The sequence below is a fragment of the Sphingomonas sp. JUb134 genome, from assembly GCF_004341505.2.
GTDB lineage: Bacteria > Pseudomonadota > Alphaproteobacteria > Sphingomonadales > Sphingomonadaceae > Sphingomonas.
This window is the reverse complement of sequence record NZ_SLYP02000001.1, coordinates 115,162-132,414: the sequence shown is the minus strand read 5'-3', so window position 1 is coordinate 132,414 and position 17,253 is coordinate 115,162. Positions and strand designations below refer to the sequence as shown.

Sequence of the window (17,253 nt, the reverse complement as noted above, 5' to 3'; positions counted from 1 at the left end):
GATTTCGCCCGATTACCGAATCAGGCGGAAGCCGAGCTGGCTGCGGTCCTCGGAAAAGGGCGGAACGATACGCCGCCAGGCTTGCATTCTGTCGACCGTGATACCTGCCCCGGGCACCAGCCGCCCGTCGCCGGGAGCAGGGTGCGCCTTCGCGACCTGCTCCCGGGCACCCGCCTCAATCGGGCAGCGCATAGGCGATCAGCGCGTCGCTGACCGGCGTTTCCATGAAGTGGTGTCCGCCCGCCATGATCACCAGATACTGCTTGCCGTTCGCTTCATAGGTCATCGGCGTCGCCTGGCCGCCGCCCGGCAGCACATCCTGCCAGATCGTCTTGCCGGTGCGCAGGTCGATCGCCCGGATCAGATTGTCGGTGGCCGCGGCGATGAACACCAGTCCGCCGGCGGTCACCACCGCGCCACCGTTGTTGGGCGTGCCGATGGTGAAGGGCAGCATCGAGGGAATACCGAACGGCCCGTTGGTGCGTGCGGTCCCGAACGCACGATCCCAGATGATCTTGCCGTCGGCCATGTTGATCGCCCGGATGCCGCCATAGGGAGGCTCCTTGCACAGCATGCCGGTGCCGTTCTTCGAGAACGGCCAGAACTTGTTGCGCCAGCCGGCATTCACGTCGACCGCATAGGGCGTGTTCGCCTGCGGATCGCCGGCACCCTCCGCGCCGCCGATGTCGCCGCGCGCCTGATCGCGCGGCGCCCAGCCCCGCTTGTTCGCCTCGGCGCGGGGCACCAGCGTGACGTAGTTGGGCATGTCGTTGTAATTGGCGACGATCACCCCGCGCTGTGGATCGACCGCGATGCCGCCCCAATCGGTGCCGCCGTTATAGCCGGGGTATTCGATCGAGTGACGCCCGGCCTCGGGCGGCGTGAAGAAGCCCTTGTAGCTCGCCTTACGGTACTGGATGCGGCAGATCATCTGGTCGATGGGCGACATGCCCCACATGTCGCGCTCGGCCAGGTCGGGCTTGCGCAGCGTGTGCCACAGCGACACCGGCTGGGTGGCGGCGCGCTGCTCCGGCTCGACGCCGCCCGAGGGGGCGCGGATCGCGCCCACCGGCGTCAGCGCACGACCGTTGCGGCGGTCGAGCACATAGATGTCGCCTTGCTTCGACGGCAGCACCAGCGCCGGAGTGCCCTTGAAATCGACGAGCGTCGCCTGTGCGCCGAAGTCATAGTCCCATACGTCGTTGCGCACCGCCTGGAAGCGCCAGCGGGGCTTGCCCGTGGTCACGTCGATCGCGACCAGCGAGGTTGCGAACCGCTTCTCCTCCGGCCGGCGCAGGCTGGAGTAATAATCCACCGCCGCATTGCCCATCGGAAGATAGACCAGACCCAGCTGCTCGTCGCCCGAAGCGATCGTCCACATGTTGGGGGTGCCGCGTGCCCAGGTCTGGCCCTCGGGCGGATAGCCGCTCCACTGCGGGTTCATCATGTCCCACGCCCAGCGCAGCTGACCGGTGCGCGCGTCGAAGCCCTGGATCACGCCAGAGGGCGCCCAGCGGTCCTGTCCATCGAGCACCTGATGCCCGGTCACCAGCACCCCGCGCACCAGCGTCGGCGGCGAATTGATCGAGACGAAGCCCGGCGGCACCTCTCCCATGCCGACCTTCGCGTCCGTCTGGCCGTTGGTGCCGAAGTCCGGGCAGAGCCGGCCGCTGCGTGCATCCACGGCGATCAGGCGCGCGTCGAGCGTGCCTTCGATGATCCGGGTCGCACAAACCTGGTCGGCTGCCATGCCCGGAACCGCATAATAGACGACGCCGCGGCACGCGGCGGTATAGGGAATTGCCTCGTCCGGCACCTTGGGATCGTAGCGCCAGCGCTCCCGGCCGGTCGCCGCCTCCAGCGCAATCATGATATTCTTGGGGGTGCACAGATAGAGCGTGTCGCCGATCTTCAGCGGCGTCGTCTCCGCGCCATAGGTGTTCCGGATTTTCTCCGACTTCGGCAGGTCGCCGGTGTGGATCAACCACGCTCGCTCCAGCTTGCCGACGTTTGCCGGATTGATCTGCGCCAGCGGCGAGTAGCGCCGGGCGCTGTACGTGCCGCCATAGGCCGGCCAGTCGGCGCCGACCTGCTGACCGGACGGATCTGCCATCCCGGCGGTGCCGGGTGCGGGCAGCTGGCTCCAGATCGGATTGGGCGCATTGGCGTCCGCCACCCACAGGTTCACCCCGGTGACCAGCACCGCCGCCGCCACGCCGCCCAGCGCCAGCTGCCAGCGGTTACGCCGCCAGCTCAGCGTCGGCATCACGAGCAGCACGGCGACCAGCAGCACGACGGGCGCGACGATCCGCGGCACCAGCGCCCAGGCATCCGGACCCGATTCCCACCATGCCCATATGAAGGTGACAGCAACGATGCCGAGATACAGCCAGCCGCCGGCAAGCCGCCCCTTGATGAGCAGAGCGCCTGCCACCGCCATCGCGACGCCGACGACCAGATAATAAAGGGACCCGCCCAGCATGGCGAGCCATGCGCCTCCTGCCGCCAGGATCAGTCCGATCAGCGCGATCACGGCGCCGACGACGATCGAACCCCAGCTACCCCACCGGCGTGTCTCTGGACCCGCCTGCACTTGCGAAGGGGGACTGCCGAAGGAAGAGGTTCTGGAGTCGGTCACGACGGGGCTCCTTCACGACGACCGTTGCCGCGCAAGCTATGCTGCTTCACCAGTGCGCAGCGCCCTTTCCGGTCGGATCGAAGTCTGAGTTGCTGCAACGGACCTGGGGCCGGTGCCTTCGGATCAGCTATGGGTTGGATCGGCCGAGATCGCCCTCGCGTGCTTCGCCTTGGACGCCGGCGTCGTTCTCGACGTCGCCTTCCTGCGTGTTGTCTGCTTCGAGCGCGTCCGGATCTGCACCGGTGCGCAGCAGCCCAGGCGACTGGCCGATGCCGGGATCATCCTCCAAGTCGCTGGTGAACGGGCCTTCGCCTTCGAACTTGCCGTGCTTGGTCGTGGTCATGCTCGCGCTCCTCTCGAACGCGTGAATGGACGGAGCATGCATCCGTTCCATGAATGGCTTTTGACCGGCAAAGTATTTGGGTGCTGCTGACAGGCGCTCAGGCACATTCGAACGGCAGCCGGTGGGTATGCTATAGCAGACGCGCTGCTCTGCGAAGAGCCATCTGCTTACTCCGGCATGACGCGTCGGTTCAGGCAATCCCCCTGCCGGGCCTGGCAGGCCGCGACGGTATGAAGCCATCCGAGCCGCGGTAGGAGCCCAGGTCGCCTCTTCTAACGCAAATCGGAGAGGGTCATTTTGCGGCTGGCCTTCTGAACAGCCCTAGGGTCAGGACCCATTGATGTGATCGTCGCGATCTGATTCAGGCTCCGCGAGGAGACCGGAATGAGTGACCTGTTTTGGCTGACGGATGAGCAGATTGAGCGGCTGCGGCCGTTCTTTCCCAAGAGCCACGGCCGGCCGCGGGTGGATGACCGACGGGTTCTGAGCGGCATCGTCTTCGTCAACCGCAATGGGCTGCGCTGGCGAGATGCGCCCAGCGCCTATGGGCCACACAAGACGCTCTACAACCGATGGAAGCGCTGGGGTGAGGCAGGCGTGTTCACGCGGATGATGGAAGGGTTGGCGGCGGCAGGCGCCGAGCCGAAGACGGTTATGATCGACGCCACCTACCTGAAGGCGCACCGCACGGCATCGAGCCTGCGGGTAAAACGTATGGCTCGCCCCGTCGGCAAGCGGTTTGTGTCTGATGTTCTGAGCAGTCTGCGAAAACGTATCCGGCCTTCCAACACGAGGTTGTTGGCCAAGATGGAGATCCGCGCGTCCTGGTCCTCATAAAGGGGCCGGCATCGAGTGCCATTTTTAGCCATAGGGTTCCGGGACACCGGTCGACTGTCAGGCCATCTTTCACTCACCTCCCGCAGACATCATTTAGCTGGCGCAAGGCGCGCCGGCCGAGCTTGTTCAGGCTGCTTGTGCAACCGGATCGTAGGTGCGCTCGTGTCGCAGCAGCGCCCACACGATACGCGCCATCTTGGCGGCCAATGCCACCACGACGGTGTTGTGATGAGAACGTGAGAGGAGACCGCGCAGCCAGGCGCCAAGTCGCGTATCGCTCTTGCTCATGACCGGCAGGGACGCACGCGCACCTTGGATCAGGTTCTTGCGCAGGTAACGGCTCCCACGTTTGGTGATACCGAGCAACCGCGGCTTGCCTCCGGTCGTTGCCTGCCGCGGCACCAAGCCCAGCCATGCGGCAAGGTCGCGCCCGCGCCCGAAGGTCCGGGCATCCCCGATCGCTGCCACCAGCGCAGTGGCATTAAGCGCACCGATGCCGGGAATGGTCAGCAATCGCCGTGTCCGTTCATCCGCCCGAGCCGCATCGGTGAACTCGGCATCGAGATCTGCGATCCGTTCGTCGAGCGCGCTCCAGCGCAGGCGCATGTCGCTCACCAGCCGGTGAATGCGGGAGCCGAGTACCGGTTCGTCACCATCCAGCATCTCACCCAGCCGAAGGGCAAGCTTTGCACGCCCCTGTGGGACGATGTAACCGCGTTCGAGGAGGAGGCTCCTGATCTGGTTCATCAGGGAGGTGCGGTCTCCGACAAGCTGGTCACGGATACGATGGAGCGTCTGCATGTCGAGTTGCTCCTCGGTCTTTAGCTCGACAAACCGCATAGTCGGCCGTGTCGCCGCCTCGGCGATCGCCTCGGCATCACGATCATCGTTTTTCTGCGCCTTGACGTAAGGGCGGACGTATTCCGGCGACATCAATCGTACCGCATGGCCTTGTCGCGCCAAGGCACGTCCCATGTGATGCGCACCGCAGCAGGCCTCCATCGCCACAACGCAGGCCGGCAAGGTCGCCGCGTAGGTGATGACTGTCTCGCGCCGCATTCGTCGGCGGACGACAACCTTGCCAATTGCGTCCAGCCCAACCACGCTGCAGCTGTTCTTGCCAAGATCGATCCCGAGCACAGAAATGTCCATGACCTTCGCTCCTTCCGCAAACGACCCGCTGTCGTGAAGCAACAACGGTTCAGATAAGGGGCGAGCCATCCATAAAGGGGGGCCTTGGCCGCCTGATCGGACGCACCAAGGGCGGCATGAACACCAAGCTCCATGCCGTAGCCGATGCGAACGGACGCCCCTTGAGCTTCTTTATGACCGCCGGGCAGGTCAGCGATTACACCGGGGCGGCCGCGTTGCTGGACGACCTGCCGAAGGCTCAGTGGCTGCTAGGTGACCGCGGCTACGACGCCGACTGGTTCAGGGATGCGCTCCAGGCCAAGGGCATCCAACCCTGCATCCCAGGGCGGCGGTCCCGCAACGAGCCGGTCAGGTACGACAAGCGCCGCTATCGACGCCGCAGCCGCATCGAGATCATGTTCGGCCGCCTCAAGGACTGGCGACGCGTCGCAACCCGCTACGACCGCTGCCCGACCGCCTTCTTCTCCGCCATCGCCCTCGCTGCCACCGTCATCTTCTGGCTGTAATCAACGAGTCCTGACCCTAGTCACCTGAATCTAAAGTTCGCCGCATAACGTACGGTCTGCGGCTTGGCAGAAGCGCTTTACGGAGGCGAGTATCTCGTCGGCGGACTTGGTCCATCGGTAGGGCTTCGGGTTCTCGTTGTGGCGCTCGATGAAGGCACGGATGTCCTGCTCGAGCTGATTGGTGGAGGTATGGACGCCGCGGCGCAGTTGCTTGCGGGTAAGTTCGGCAAACCAGCGCTCGACCTGGTTGATCCACGAAGCCGAAGTCGGCGTGAAATGCACATGATAGTGCGGCCTGCGGGCGAGCCAGGCCCGGACGAGCGCGGTTTTGTGGGTCGCGTAATTGTCCATGATGATGTGGACATCGAGATCGGGCGGCACCTGGGCGTCGATCTGCTTAAGGAAGTCCAGAAACTCGGCGGCGCGATGACGCTTGTAGCATTTGCCGATCACGAACCCCGAAGCGATGTCGAGCGCTGCGAACAGCGAGGTCGTGCCGTGACGGACGTAACTGTGAGTGCGCCGCTCGGGTACTCCTGGCATCATCGGCAGGACCGGCTGCTCTCGATCGAGCGCCTGGATCTGGCTCTTCTCGTCGACGCTGAGCACCAACGCGCGGTTAGGCGGGGAGAGATAGAGCCCGACAATGTCGCGGACCTTTTCCACGAACAGGGGATCGCTCGACAGCTTGAACGTCTCCGACCGATGCGGTTGCAGCCCAAAGGCCGACCAGATGCGCCGGATCGTCGTGTGGGAGAAGCCGGTCGCACCCGCCATCGAGCGTATCGACCAGTGGGTCGCGTCAGTTGGCGTGGAGCGGAGTGTGCGCTCGATCACGGCAGCAACCTGATCATCGTCGATCGTTCTCGGTCGTCCGGGCCGAGCCTCGTCCATCAGTCCCTCAACTCGGTCCTTCAGGAAGCGCCGTCGCCACTTACCGACTGTGTGCTCGTGCACGCCCAACTCAGCAGCGACAACCTTGCTCTGAATACCGTCCGCACAGCGAAGGATAATACGGCACCGCTCCGACATCGAGCGAGACACCCGCCGCCGGCGAACCTGCCGCTCCAGATAGTCCCGCTCCTCCGCCTCCAACACCAGAGGCATCGTCGGTCGGCCGCCCGCGTTCGCCATGCCAAGCTCCTCATCAGCGGAGCCAGCATACAATGCGACTTACTTCAGTTCCAGGTGACTAGCATCGGGGGGTCGTGGCTGGATTTGCCGAATCACCTGCTCTCGGCCGACGCCGCCGGTGGTTCTGCCCGCGCAGTGGCAAACATGTCGGCCATACGCGCACCAAAGGGCTGTGGCCGGGGCCAGTGCAGTGCCTGCACCGTACTGATTGACGGGAAGCGGGTGCCGTCCTGCTTCGCGCTCGCCGCCTTGCAAATGGCGGGATCACGACGGGCGAGAGGCCAGCGGGCGAAGGCGAGCCGCGGCACCCCGATACAGCAGGCATCCGTCAAGCGCGAGGCCTTCCAGAACCTTCTGCCCCGTACATTCGCGAGCGACTGAATCGTCTGGAACCTGGAACGGCACGCCAGGCGGGCAGTTCAGACTTGGCAGGCGAGCAAAGCGGTCAGGAGCCACAGGATGGGACGGAACGGTGCGTAAATTCTTGTCGAGGCGCTGATCGCCTTCGGCGTGGTCACGGTGTTTGGCCTGTGGATGAGCAGCAGAAAGCGCTGTTCATCACTTCTCCGCGCGACAACTCGGTTACTTGTTGGAACGGCGGCAATTCGGATATGGTTGTCCAGGGGCCGGACATCCTGTTGGAAGGACCTGCCGGTACGATGTACGTGACCGCGAGCCGCATTCAGGAGACCTACGGATTCAAACCGGCGACCCCGGCGTCGTCGCCCGTCAGATCATTCAGGTTTCGAGCCACACAAGAGGCTTAATTTGCGCGGCGCGAGGAAAGCCCGTTCGTATCACCTCGCTGGTGCTTAAGAAGCAAGGCACTTAGAAATGACCACTCTCTTCCCTTAGCCGGCCCGCCCGCCCGCCCGGGCGAGCGGGCCGCCCAACCTGCTTCAACCTTTGCTGTCGGTGCCATTCGCATCGCTGTCCGGTCCGTAAAGGCGGTCGAGATAATAACCTGCAAGCAGATAATGCGCTTTGACCGCGGCCGGGTGCTTTGCGCGCTGGGCATTCTCCAGTTCCTGTTCTGCCCGGTGGGACCAATAGAGCGGCTCTGGTGCAGGTTGACTCTCTGGCATCATGCCTCCTTTTCCTCGACATTTCGCTAGAACGCTTTAACATACGTAAAGATGTTTGTATCTCCGGCGCGTGGCTGACCCATCTGGTCGCCTGGCCCGATCATCACCGGCGCCTTGGGCACTCGTCCGCTGTATTCGGAAGGTCGCGAAACCTTCTTTGCTGCCACCGGTTCGGGATGTAGTGCAATCGGGAGACGGGCAGTGAATACAGGCGGACCTTCGCGGCGCGGGTTGCTGGGTGCCTTCGTATTCACCAGCGGTCACAATGCGTCAGCAATCCGCCGCGCTTCGGGCACATCGTGCGGTGCGAGAAGCCGATCAACATGAAGCGGGCGGCACCCGCAATCGGGCGCGTGATCCACACCGAGACATGTGTCCCTTCGGCCAGTGTAAGTACAATTCTGGCGAGAGCGGTCGTTGCAGGTCCGGCGGACAAACGTCCGTTTTCGGGAACCGCGCGGGCGATTTCAGTGGCGGAAATTGGGTCGGTAGCGGTCGTGGACTGTGATCGCCCCGATCCGGGCATCAGCACCGGCAACGAGTCAGCAAATCAAGGTGGCTGCATGTCCCCGCAACCAAACACCAAAGCCCGCTTGGTCTAACGACCTCGCGGGCTTTGTTGCGTCCGGGGTATACGCGTTCAGGACCTGGAGATAGCCTACCCGCGTGGAAACGGTCGCGGTGTGCCGTGCCCGCCTCCTCAGCCGAACTGGCGCCAAACAGCACGCTCGCCGTAAGCGTCCGGTGAGCCGCGTGTTGCCGGGGGCGGCGTAGGCGTCAATGTCCGGACCTGTGGTCTCCTCCTGGAGTCCAGAAGGAGGTCAGGAGATGGGGCAGATGGAGGTCATTACCCGGACGGAGCGCCGGCGGACCTACAGCGAGCGGGCAGCGGCGATCTACACCCTCTCCAGACCGCCAAGCTCAACTTTGTCGACCCCCAAGCCTGGCTGCGCGACGTGCTTACGCGCATCGCCGACGGGTACCCCGTCAACCGCATAGGCGAACTCGTACCGCGGAACTGGACCACGTAGCGTTCCATCCAAGAGACGAAAGCGATGGCTTGCCGCACCCCTTCATCTACAATCGGCACATGACGCCATCCCGCATCAAGACCGCCGGCGACCACGTAGCGCGCTATGTGCTGCCCATCATTAGCGCCATATGGCTGTTCTGGACGATGCTTGAAACAAAGCGCATGCAAGGCTGGTTCGAAGCTCAGGACGATTTTCGTCATGCCTCAAGGCCGTTCTTCGCCTTTCCGACGGCTGAGTTTGCTTTCGCCGCGATCTTCGTCATCGCGAGCTTCGCATCGGCCGCGATGTCACGTCCCCGGATTGCAGCCGTCATTGCTCTTACGGCAATGGCCTTCGTCGAGATCATGTGGATCGGCATGACGAGGTGATCTTGCCAGCCCTCCGCAGCTCATCACTTCTTCCCAGTCGACGGTCCTGAGCAGACGCTTACGTGGGCTCTGCGGTTCCGCCGCTCTGTTCCCCGGACTAGTTCCGGCTTGTTCCGCGCGGGTTCTTCGCCGCGATGTCAGCGTGTTTCCCCAACGGTGCGGTGGTGACCAGGTCCGGCTTGCCCGGCACCAGCGGGTAGAAGCCGAGTGCGCCGAAGACGTACCAGGCCGACATCGCACCCGCGTCGTCGTCCATCCCGTCGGCATAGCCCTGCGGTGCCAGCGCGAAGCTGTGGCCGCGGAAGGGGACGGGGCGCTTGCCGGCGTTGGTATAGGGGTGGTCCACCGGCTCGGTGAGGTAGCGGTGCACCAGGTCGCGCGTCTTATCCGGACGACCGAGCGCCGCGTAGAGCCAGGGCGCATGGATGTCGGGCTGGTTGGTCATGTTGTAGAGCCCGTCCGCAAAGAAGCGATCCAGCTCCCGCAGGAAGCGCTCCTTGCCGAGCGTCGCCACCATCCAGTCGAGGTCGAACACCGGCGCCCAGCGGTACTGCCACAGCGTTCCCTGATAGAGGCCCCGCGCCTTGACGACGTCGGCATCAGGCCCGAGGTTCTCGAACACCGAGCGCCACATCTTCCGATAGGAGAGCGCCTTGGCGCGGAAGCGCTCCGTGATCGCCTGCTCCCCCAGTTCGCCGGCGAGTTCGGCGACCGCCCAGTCATCATAGGCCGCTTCAATCTGCTGGTCCGGGGTGTCGCGTTGCAGCGTCTCGCTTTCGCGTACCATGCCGGCGAGGGCAGCACGCGCATCAAAGCCGCGGATGCCGCGTCGGTAGAAATCGAGCAGCGCGACGCCGGCATGCTCCGTGCGCACCGTCAGGAACGGCTCGGTCCGGGTAGACCAGCGCTGCTTGCCCTCGCCATACAGCGCCACCAGCGAGCGTGCGATGTCGGCGGCGCGATCGGGGTCGAGGATCGCGATCAGCGGCATCTGGGTCCGGTAATTGTCCCACAGCGCCCAGCTGGCATAGCGGGTGGTACCGGGTGCAGACCGGTGCACCTGGCCGTCGCTGCCACGGTGTCGGCCGTCGGGATCGTCAATCGCGACCGGCGTCTGCATCACCCGGAAAAGCGACGTGTAGAACAGCGCGCGCTGCTCGCGCGAGGCGTCGATGCGGACGCGGGACAGTTCCCGCTGCCAGCGCGCACGCGTGCCCGCGAGCACCGTCGCGAACGATCGGGTGCCGAGCTCCGTGTCGCGCACCCCTGCTGCCGCCGCGGCATCGACGGTCGAGAGACCCGTGCGCACTTCCACGACGGCGCCGCGGCGCAGATCGAGGGCAAGCGATGCCTGGTTGCCGGTGATCGTCCCTGTGGCAGCGCGCGGCGTTCCGTCCACCGTGATCCGGCTCGCGCTGTGGATCGTATAGGCACCCTCGTCGCAGACGGTGCCGGCGGTCAGGGTCGCCTGCAGGTCGGTGCCTTCGGCGGTGAGCCGGGCGGCATGGCGCCGGGTGTAGGCGTGCGCGGCATCGAAGCGGAGCATGTAGCGGCCCGTTTGGGCGACGGTGAAGCGCAGCAGGCCGGCGCCGCGGGTCGCGGTCATGTCGGCGGTGATGCCGTTGGCATAAATGACCCGGTAGCGCCCGGCGCCTGCGCGCTCGCTTGCCTTGTCGAGCGGCACGAGCGCTCCAGCGCCCTCCGGCAGCAGCGAGACCAGCAGGTCGCCGCCGCCGCCCCCGCAGCCCACGCCCACCGCACGCGTGTGCGAGAAGCCGCGCAGGCTGCGGGCCGCATAGTCGTACCCGGCGTGGTTGGCAGGATTGGTGTCCGGTCCCAGCTGCACCATGCCATAGGGCGCCACGGCGGCGGGGGAGAGCTGCCCGAAATCGGCGAGAGTGCCGACGAAGGGATCGACGAGGTCGACCGGCTTCTCGCGCGCGATTGCAGGCGCCGTGAACGCCAGTGCCGCACCGGCGGCGATCAGGGCGCGCTTCATTGGCCCAGCTGAGCGAGGAGCGGCGATGGGGAACGGCATGCCACGTCCCTTCGGATCGCGCGGCGCGGGAAATCCCCCGGCGCCGGCGCTCGGCGATATCGGCATTCATTCCCTCCAGCAGGCGAGCAGCTTGCCGCTCCTTTGCCCGGCCACCTCCCGGTGTCCAGAGCGGGCAAGCCCTCTACCGCCGTTCCGCCGATCCGTGCGCGCCCTTCAGGACCTCCCGCCGCTTCACCGCACGGTCAGAACTCGAACGCCGCGCTGAACCGGAACGAGCGACCGAGGATCGGACGGGCAAGGATCGGACCCGTGCCCTGGCCGCCGATGATCCGCGGGTTGCCCTCGGTCAGGCCGATCTCGTCGGTCAGGTTGTTGCCCGTCACCTGCAGCCGGATGCGCTGCGACACCTCCAGGGAGACGCCCGCGTCGAGCTGGTAGAAGTGCGGCAGCACCTGCAGGTTTTCCGGATCGGAGAAGCGGTCGCCGGTATATTGCAGCGTGGCGAAGATCGACGGGCGCAGGTTGCCGACATCCACGTCGACCGCGGGCGTCACCCGCCACATCCATTTGGGCTGGCGTTGCACCTGGTTGCCGGTGTTGTCGATGGTGCCGTTGCCGGTGAAGAAGTCACGATAGGTGGCGTCGAGATAGGTGCCGGCCGCCGTGATGCTGAACCAGGACGTCGGGCGCACGGCACCCTCCACTTCGACGCCGGTCGCCTTGGCGCCGCCGTTCGAACTGACCGGCACATTGTCGATCAGCGAAGTGGTCGCCAGGCCATCGAACTTGTTGTGGAACACGGTGGCATAGAGGTTGGCGATCCCGGTCGAGATCTTCACGCCCCCCTCATAGGTATCGACCTCCGCGGTGGCCGCCAGTCCGGTATCGTTGGCGATGTTCTCGGCCGTGGCCTCGCGCAGATTGTCGAACTGCGGGAAGCTGTTGCCGCGGCTGTAGCGGGCGAAGACGCCGATCTCGTCGGTGAAGTCGTAGTTGGCGCCCGCCGTCCAGGACCAGGCGTCGTTGCGATAGCGGATCGTGCGGGGGCCGCCGAGCACGGTGACGGAATTGTCGTACAGCGTCAGCGGATCCCCATCGAGATTGACGTTGCCGCCCGCGATCGGCGTACGCAGCGTCGCATCGACGGCATGGCGCTGCCAGCGGATGCCGCCGTCGATGCGCAGCTGCGGAGTCAGTTGCAGTTCGTCGACGGCGTAGAGGGCATAGTCCTCGCCCTCGTAGTTCGCGCGAACCTGGAATGCGGGGCCGCTCGTAAAGCCGTCGAGCGTCGCCGCGCGGCCCCCGTTCAGCGTCAGGTTCAGGCGGCGCGCATTCGGCTCTGCCGCAAGCAGCACCTGGTTGCCCAGCACCCAGGAATCGCGCGACGTATAGTTGGTGTAGAAGAAGCCGGCGGTCAGCTTGTTCTTGCCCGTGCTCCATTCGGCCGCCGTGTCCGACACGAAGGACGAGATCTTCTTGCGCACTTCCCAGATGCCGGCGCGCATCACCCGAGCGTCGGCACCGCCCTCGACCGCGCCGCCGCCGCTCGCATAGGTGAGCGCGCCGACGGTGGAGCCGGCGCCGCCCAGCGTCACTGCCATGGCGGACGCTGCGACCGGGGCCTCGACCGGCACGAGCCCGAGCGTATCCGCATTGCCGCCAAGGAAGCTGGTGCGCTCGCGCAGCCGCAGCCCCTCGGCGACCTCGTATTCGAAGTTGATGCCGGTGTTGACGATCTTGGCGCCGCGGCCCTCGCGCAGGTCGAGGGTGCGGCCGACCACGTTGGTCGTGATCCGCGTGTCCGGCCCCAGCAGCGTGCCGGTGCCGGGATCGAAGCCAGGATAGGCGCGAATGTCGCCGTCGCTGTCGGAGATCACCGGGATGGGCAGCAACCAGGCGCCGCGATCGTTCAAGTAGCGCGCATAGACCTCCACGGATCCGCGGCCGCCGAAATCATGATGGACATTGGCCGTGATCTGCCCGCCCTTTTCGGCGCGGAAGCGGGGGTCGCGGATGCCATTGCCCTGGGCGTAGAAGCCGCCGACCATGAAGCCGGTATCCTCGTCGAGCGGACCGGAGACCCAGGCATCGCCGCGGATCTCGTCGTAATCGGTATAGGAGAGCTTGGCCAAGCCGTGGAACTCGCTGCCGCCGATCCGCGGAACGACGTTGACGGTAAGTCCGGGCTGGCCGAGCGAGAACAGCGATCCCGTGCCGCCACGCACCGCCTCGATCCGCTGCACCGTCTCGTCCAGCCGGATCAGCTGCGAATTCTCCAGGAACGACAGGGTGGGCGGCGCGAACACCGGCGCGCCGGCATATTGGAAGGAGACGAACTGCGCATCGCCGCCCGACGGATAGCCGCGGACGAAGATGTTGGCGCCGTTCTGGCCCCCGGAGCTTTCCGCCATCACCCCGGGCACCGCGCGCAGGATGTCGGCCGTGCTGTTCGGCGCCGCGCGTTCGATGGCGTCGTTGGAAAGCGCTGTTACCGCGAACGCCGCGTCCTGCCGGCGCGTGCCGCCGCCGGCCGTGCCGACGACGATGATCTCCTCGCCATTCGGCTGGCTCGTATCGACCAGCCCCTCCTCAGGCGCGGCGCGCTGGGCGCTGTCGGTCGTCTGCGCCCCGTCCGTGGTCGTTTGCGCGAGTGCAGGGAGTGCCGTCATCAGCGCTCCGGTAGCGGTACCGATCATCAGTCGACGAATGGATATGGCAAGCATGTCTCATCCCCTACACTTGTACGACCCGGCTCTAACTTGGCCGGTTCTTGATGTGGAATCTTCATCCCAAGAGCTGGTATAGTACTTCATTTCAGTTGCTGCGATAGGTGTACGGTACAAGGCCGTTTCACTGCTGCTTTCTTGCCACAGAGGATCGACGTACGAGGACGGCTTCTGGAGTGCTGATCTTGCGGATGGGGTTTTCGGCAGGAATAGCTGTCGCGGGAGGGCTGTGTGGGGGCAAAAGGGGGCTCGCTCGCTCGGACCTTGATGAGGCCCGTCGCTTGCCGCAGCCTTATTGGACCGGCATCTGGGCACGAACGGCGCGCCCGTGCTGACGAGAGGACAAGACATGAAGCTTTCGCGTTCGCTGATCGGCAGCTTGCTTGGGCTCTCGGTACTGGTCGCGAGTCCGCTTCGCGCGCAGCAGCAATCGCCTGCCGACATCTACGGCCCGCTCTTCAGCGCGGTGCAGACCGGGCGCATCTTCCCGGACGGCAAGACCTTCGTCGATGCGGTGCCGAAGCGCGCGCCGGACGCCATCCTGGCGGAGTATCGCCGCGCTGCGCCCACCACGCCGGAGGCGTTGCGCGCCTTCGTGCTCCAGAACTTCGTCGTGCCGGGGGTCAACGATCGTGAGGCCGCGGACCTGCGCCGCCACATCCGCACGCTCTGGCCGACGCTGGTGCGCCAGCCCGAGCCGGTGCCGGCGGGCAGCTCGGCACTGCCGATGCAGGCGCCGTACGTGGTGCCAGGCGGGCGCTTCCGCGAAATTTATTACTGGGACAGCTATTTCACGATGCTGGGGCTGACCGTCGACGGGCAGCAGCCGCTGGTGGAATCGATGCTCGCGGACTTCACCGACACGATCGAACGCTACGGCCACATCCCCAACGGCATGCGAACCTACTATCTCGGCCGCTCGCAGCCCCCATTCTTCGCGTTGATGCTCGATCTATCGAAGGATGCCGATCCCGCACTCGCTGCGCGTCGGCTGGCGGCGTTGAAGCGCGAGCATGGCTATTGGATGCAGGGCGCCGCGTGCCTGGATGCGTCCGGGGCCTGTGCGCGCGTGGTGCGCATGCCGGACGGGACGTTGCTCAACCGCTATTGGGACGATCGCCCGCTTCCGCGCGACGAATCCTATGCCGAGGATGTCGCCACCGCTAAGGAAGACCCGTCGCGCCCGGCGGAAACCCTCTACCGGCACCTGCGCGCAGGGGCGGAGAGCGGCTGGGACTATAGCAGCCGGTGGCTCGCCGATCCGCGGCGCCTGGCCTCGATCCGCACCACCGACATCGTGCCCGTCGACCTCAACAGCCTGATGCTGATCCTGGAGCAATCGATCGCACGCCGGTGTGCGGCCGCGGGCGACCAGGGCTGCGCGGTTCAGTTCCGCGACCTTGCGACCCGCCGCCGCGCTGCGCTCGACCGCTATTTCTGGGTGGCGAAGGAGGGGCGCTATGCGGATTGGGACCGCGTCGCGCGCGCCGCCACGCCGCGCCCGTCCGCCGCGATGCTGTATCCGCTGTTCGCGGGTGCCGCGTCTCCCAGCCAGGCTGCCGCCGTCGCCACGACGGTGCGCCGGACGTTGCTGGCGACCGGCGGCCTGCGGACCACGCCGCTGCGGACCGGCCAGCAGTGGGATTCACCAAACGGCTGGGCGCCGCTCCAGTGGATCGCGATCGCTGGCCTGGAACGCTCCGGCCAGCCGGAACTCGCGCGCGAGATCGCCCGTCGCTGGATCGATACGGTCGCCACCGCTTATGCCGAGACCGGCAAGATGCTCGAGAAATACGATGTCGAGGAGCGCAAGCCTGGCGGCGGCGGCGAATATCCGACGCAGGACGGCTTCGGCTGGACCAACGGCGTGGCGAGCGCGATCCTGGAGCGCTACCCGGATATCGGCGCGCCGGTCCGCACCCGCTGAAAGGGCTTCCATGTCTGCTCGTTACCTCGAAGACCTGTCCGTCGGCGAAAGCTGGGAAGGGAGACCGATCCCGATCACCGAGGATGCGGTGATCGCCTTTGCCAGCGTCTATGATCCGCAGCCGATGCACGTCGATCCGGTGGCGGCGGCGCAGGGGCGTTTCGGCGGCATCATCGCGAGCGGCTGGCATGTAGCCGCGCTGGTGATGCGCGATACGGTGGAGACCAGCCCGTTCGGCGACATGCCGCTGCTGGGGCTCCAGCTGGACGAGCTTCGCTGGGAGGAGGCGGTGCGGCCAGGCGACGTCCTGCGCGCACGCCGCGAGGTCCTGGAGGTCAACAGGTCGCGAACCAAGCCCGACCGGGGCGTGGTGCGCATCGGCGTCACCGTCCGCAATCAGCATGGCCGCACCGCGATGCGCTACACGAATCTCGTGCAGATCTTCGCGCGCCCAACGCCCGAGGGTGAAAGTTAACCTAGTAGAATCCATGCGCGTAACGTCCGCTGCGCGGCACCTTCCGTCGCAACGATACGAACCTTCAATTCCCCCGAAGCGCTTGCGGGATGCCAGAGGCCGGCAGGTTTCCTCAGGCGTCACCGCAATCGGAGGAGTTTCGCATGTTCATCCACATCAAGGAGGCGGCCTACAACTGCACGCCCGAGCGCCCTGATCCCCTGTATGCCAAGAAGCTCCAGGAGCTGATCGGCGGTCAATGGGGCGAGATCAGCGTGATGCTGGGCTATATGTTCCAGGCCTGGAACAGCCGCGGCCCGATCAAGTATCGCGACATGACCTTCGACATCGGCACGGAGGAGATCGGTCACGTCGAGATGCTGGCGACGATGGTTGCCCGGCTGCTCGAACAGTCTCCGGTGGAAGCGCAGGAACATGCCGCCAAGGATTCGATCGTGGGCGCGGTGATGGGCGGCGCACGCGTGGACGACGTGGTGTTCGCCGCGATGAGCCCGCAGCACGCGATCGTCAGCGGCGGCGGCGCCATGCCGGTGGACTCGCAGGGCAACCGCTGGACCGCCGATTATATCGTCGCGAGCGGCAACCTGCTGGCCGACTTCCGCTTCAACGTGACGGCCGAGAGCCAGGGCCGCCTCCAGGCCGCGCGTCTCTACAACATGACGGACGATCCCGGCGTGAAGGACATGCTGAGCTACCTGATCGCGCGCGACACCATGCACCAGAACCAGTGGCTGGCCGCGATCGCGGAACTGGAGGCCGAAGGGCTGGACGAGACGCCGAACCCGATCACCTTCCCCCAGGAACTGCAGCGCGAGGAATTCGCGTACAAATATCTCCAGCACTCGCGCGGTGGCGAAAGCGCCACCGGCCGCTGGGCATCGGGCCCGTCGATGGACGGCAAGGGCGAGTTCGAATTCATCGCCGAGCCACCGGCCATGGGCCCGCCGCTGGAGCTCGGGCCGACGGACCCGCGCCTCTACGGCACCCAGAAGGTGCCGACCCCGCCGGCTGCATCCTGAAGGAACGGGA

At 65.7% G+C, this 17,253-nt stretch carries 12 protein-coding genes and 3 pseudogenes; 7 read left to right on the top strand and 8 right to left on the bottom strand.

All coding sequences use genetic code 11. From position 1 onward, the window contains the following. Positions 1 to 175: 175 nt before the first annotated feature. Both EDF69_RS00565 and EDF69_RS00560 read right to left on the bottom strand, forming a co-directional pair. Positions 176 to 2,638: a membrane-bound PQQ-dependent dehydrogenase, glucose/quinate/shikimate family gene (locus EDF69_RS00565; RefSeq protein WP_425336568.1), complete on the bottom strand. Its 2,463-nt coding sequence runs from the start codon at positions 2,636 to 2,638 to the stop codon at positions 176 to 178. A gap of 127 nt (positions 2,639 to 2,765) precedes the next feature. After that, positions 2,766 to 2,981 (bottom strand): hypothetical protein, encoded by a 216-nt coding sequence (locus EDF69_RS00560; protein ID WP_204991278.1) that lies wholly within the window; start codon positions 2,979 to 2,981, stop codon positions 2,766 to 2,768. Positions 2,982 to 3,365: 384 nt separating this feature from the next. Between EDF69_RS00560 and EDF69_RS00555 the strand changes: the two are divergent. Then, positions 3,366 to 3,704: pseudogene (locus tag EDF69_RS00555) on the top strand (transposase); the annotation flags it as partial. 240 nt (positions 3,705 to 3,944) lie between these two features. Here the strand turns inward: EDF69_RS00555 and EDF69_RS00550 are convergent. Next, positions 3,945 to 4,970 carry an IS110 family transposase gene (locus EDF69_RS00550; RefSeq protein ID WP_132884636.1) on the bottom strand — a complete coding sequence of 342 codons (1,026 nt, stop codon included), beginning with the start codon at positions 4,968 to 4,970 and terminating at the stop codon, positions 3,945 to 3,947. 50 nt (positions 4,971 to 5,020) lie between these two features. On the opposite strand from EDF69_RS00550, the pseudogene EDF69_RS00545 reads away from it, so the two are divergent. Continuing rightward, positions 5,021 to 5,476: pseudogene (locus tag EDF69_RS00545) on the top strand (IS5 family transposase); the annotation flags it as partial. 30 nt (positions 5,477 to 5,506) lie between these two features. On the opposite strand, the gene EDF69_RS00540 reads toward EDF69_RS00545, so the two are convergent. The 3 genes from EDF69_RS00540 to EDF69_RS00530 form a co-directional block, all read right to left on the bottom strand. Continuing rightward, the gene (locus EDF69_RS00540) at positions 5,507 to 6,610 is read right to left on the bottom strand and encodes an IS630 family transposase (RefSeq protein WP_132884640.1); all 1,104 of its coding nucleotides are present in this window, start codon (positions 6,608 to 6,610) and stop codon (positions 5,507 to 5,509) included. 899 nt (positions 6,611 to 7,509) lie between these two features. Then, positions 7,510 to 7,698 carry a hypothetical protein gene (locus tag EDF69_RS00535; RefSeq protein WP_239555203.1) on the bottom strand — a complete coding sequence of 63 codons (189 nt, stop codon included), beginning with the start codon at positions 7,696 to 7,698 and terminating at the stop codon, positions 7,510 to 7,512. 247 nt (positions 7,699 to 7,945) lie between these two features. Next, positions 7,946 to 8,233 (bottom strand): hypothetical protein, encoded by a 288-nt coding sequence (locus tag EDF69_RS00530; RefSeq protein WP_132883411.1) that lies wholly within the window; start codon positions 8,231 to 8,233, stop codon positions 7,946 to 7,948. 341 nt (positions 8,234 to 8,574) lie between these two features. On the opposite strand from EDF69_RS00530, the pseudogene EDF69_RS00525 reads away from it, so the two are divergent. Both EDF69_RS00525 and EDF69_RS00520 read left to right on the top strand, forming a co-directional pair. Continuing rightward, positions 8,575 to 8,726: pseudogene (locus EDF69_RS00525) on the top strand (transposase domain-containing protein); the annotation flags it as partial. Between the two features lie 59 nt (positions 8,727 to 8,785). Continuing rightward, positions 8,786 to 9,097, top strand: coding sequence for a hypothetical protein (locus EDF69_RS00520; protein ID WP_132883412.1), 312 nt, complete (start codon positions 8,786 to 8,788; stop codon positions 9,095 to 9,097). Between the two features lie 97 nt (positions 9,098 to 9,194). Here the strand turns inward: EDF69_RS00520 and EDF69_RS00515 are convergent, their stop codons facing one another. Both EDF69_RS00515 and EDF69_RS00510 read right to left on the bottom strand, forming a co-directional pair. Then, positions 9,195 to 11,096 (bottom strand): glycoside hydrolase domain-containing protein, encoded by a 1,902-nt coding sequence (locus EDF69_RS00515; protein WP_132883413.1) that lies wholly within the window; start codon positions 11,094 to 11,096, stop codon positions 9,195 to 9,197. A gap of 242 nt (positions 11,097 to 11,338) precedes the next feature. Then, positions 11,339 to 13,792: a TonB-dependent receptor gene (locus EDF69_RS00510; RefSeq protein WP_204991277.1), complete on the bottom strand. Its 2,454-nt coding sequence runs from the start codon at positions 13,790 to 13,792 to the stop codon at positions 11,339 to 11,341. A 379-nt stretch (positions 13,793 to 14,171) separates the two neighbouring features. Between EDF69_RS00510 and treF the strand changes: the two genes are divergently transcribed. From treF to EDF69_RS00495, 3 genes are all read left to right on the top strand, one after another. Further along, positions 14,172 to 15,749, top strand: coding sequence for an alpha,alpha-trehalase TreF (treF, locus tag EDF69_RS00505; RefSeq protein WP_132883415.1), 1,578 nt, complete (start codon positions 14,172 to 14,174; stop codon positions 15,747 to 15,749). A gap of 10 nt (positions 15,750 to 15,759) precedes the next feature. After that, complete coding sequence (locus tag EDF69_RS00500; protein ID WP_132883416.1) at positions 15,760 to 16,224, top strand: MaoC family dehydratase; 465 nt, start codon at positions 15,760 to 15,762, stop codon at positions 16,222 to 16,224. Positions 16,225 to 16,367: 143 nt separating this feature from the next. Next, positions 16,368 to 17,243, top strand: a complete 876-nt coding sequence (locus tag EDF69_RS00495; protein ID WP_132883417.1) for a manganese catalase family protein — start codon at positions 16,368 to 16,370, stop codon at positions 17,241 to 17,243. Positions 17,244 to 17,253: the final 10 nt, after the last annotated feature.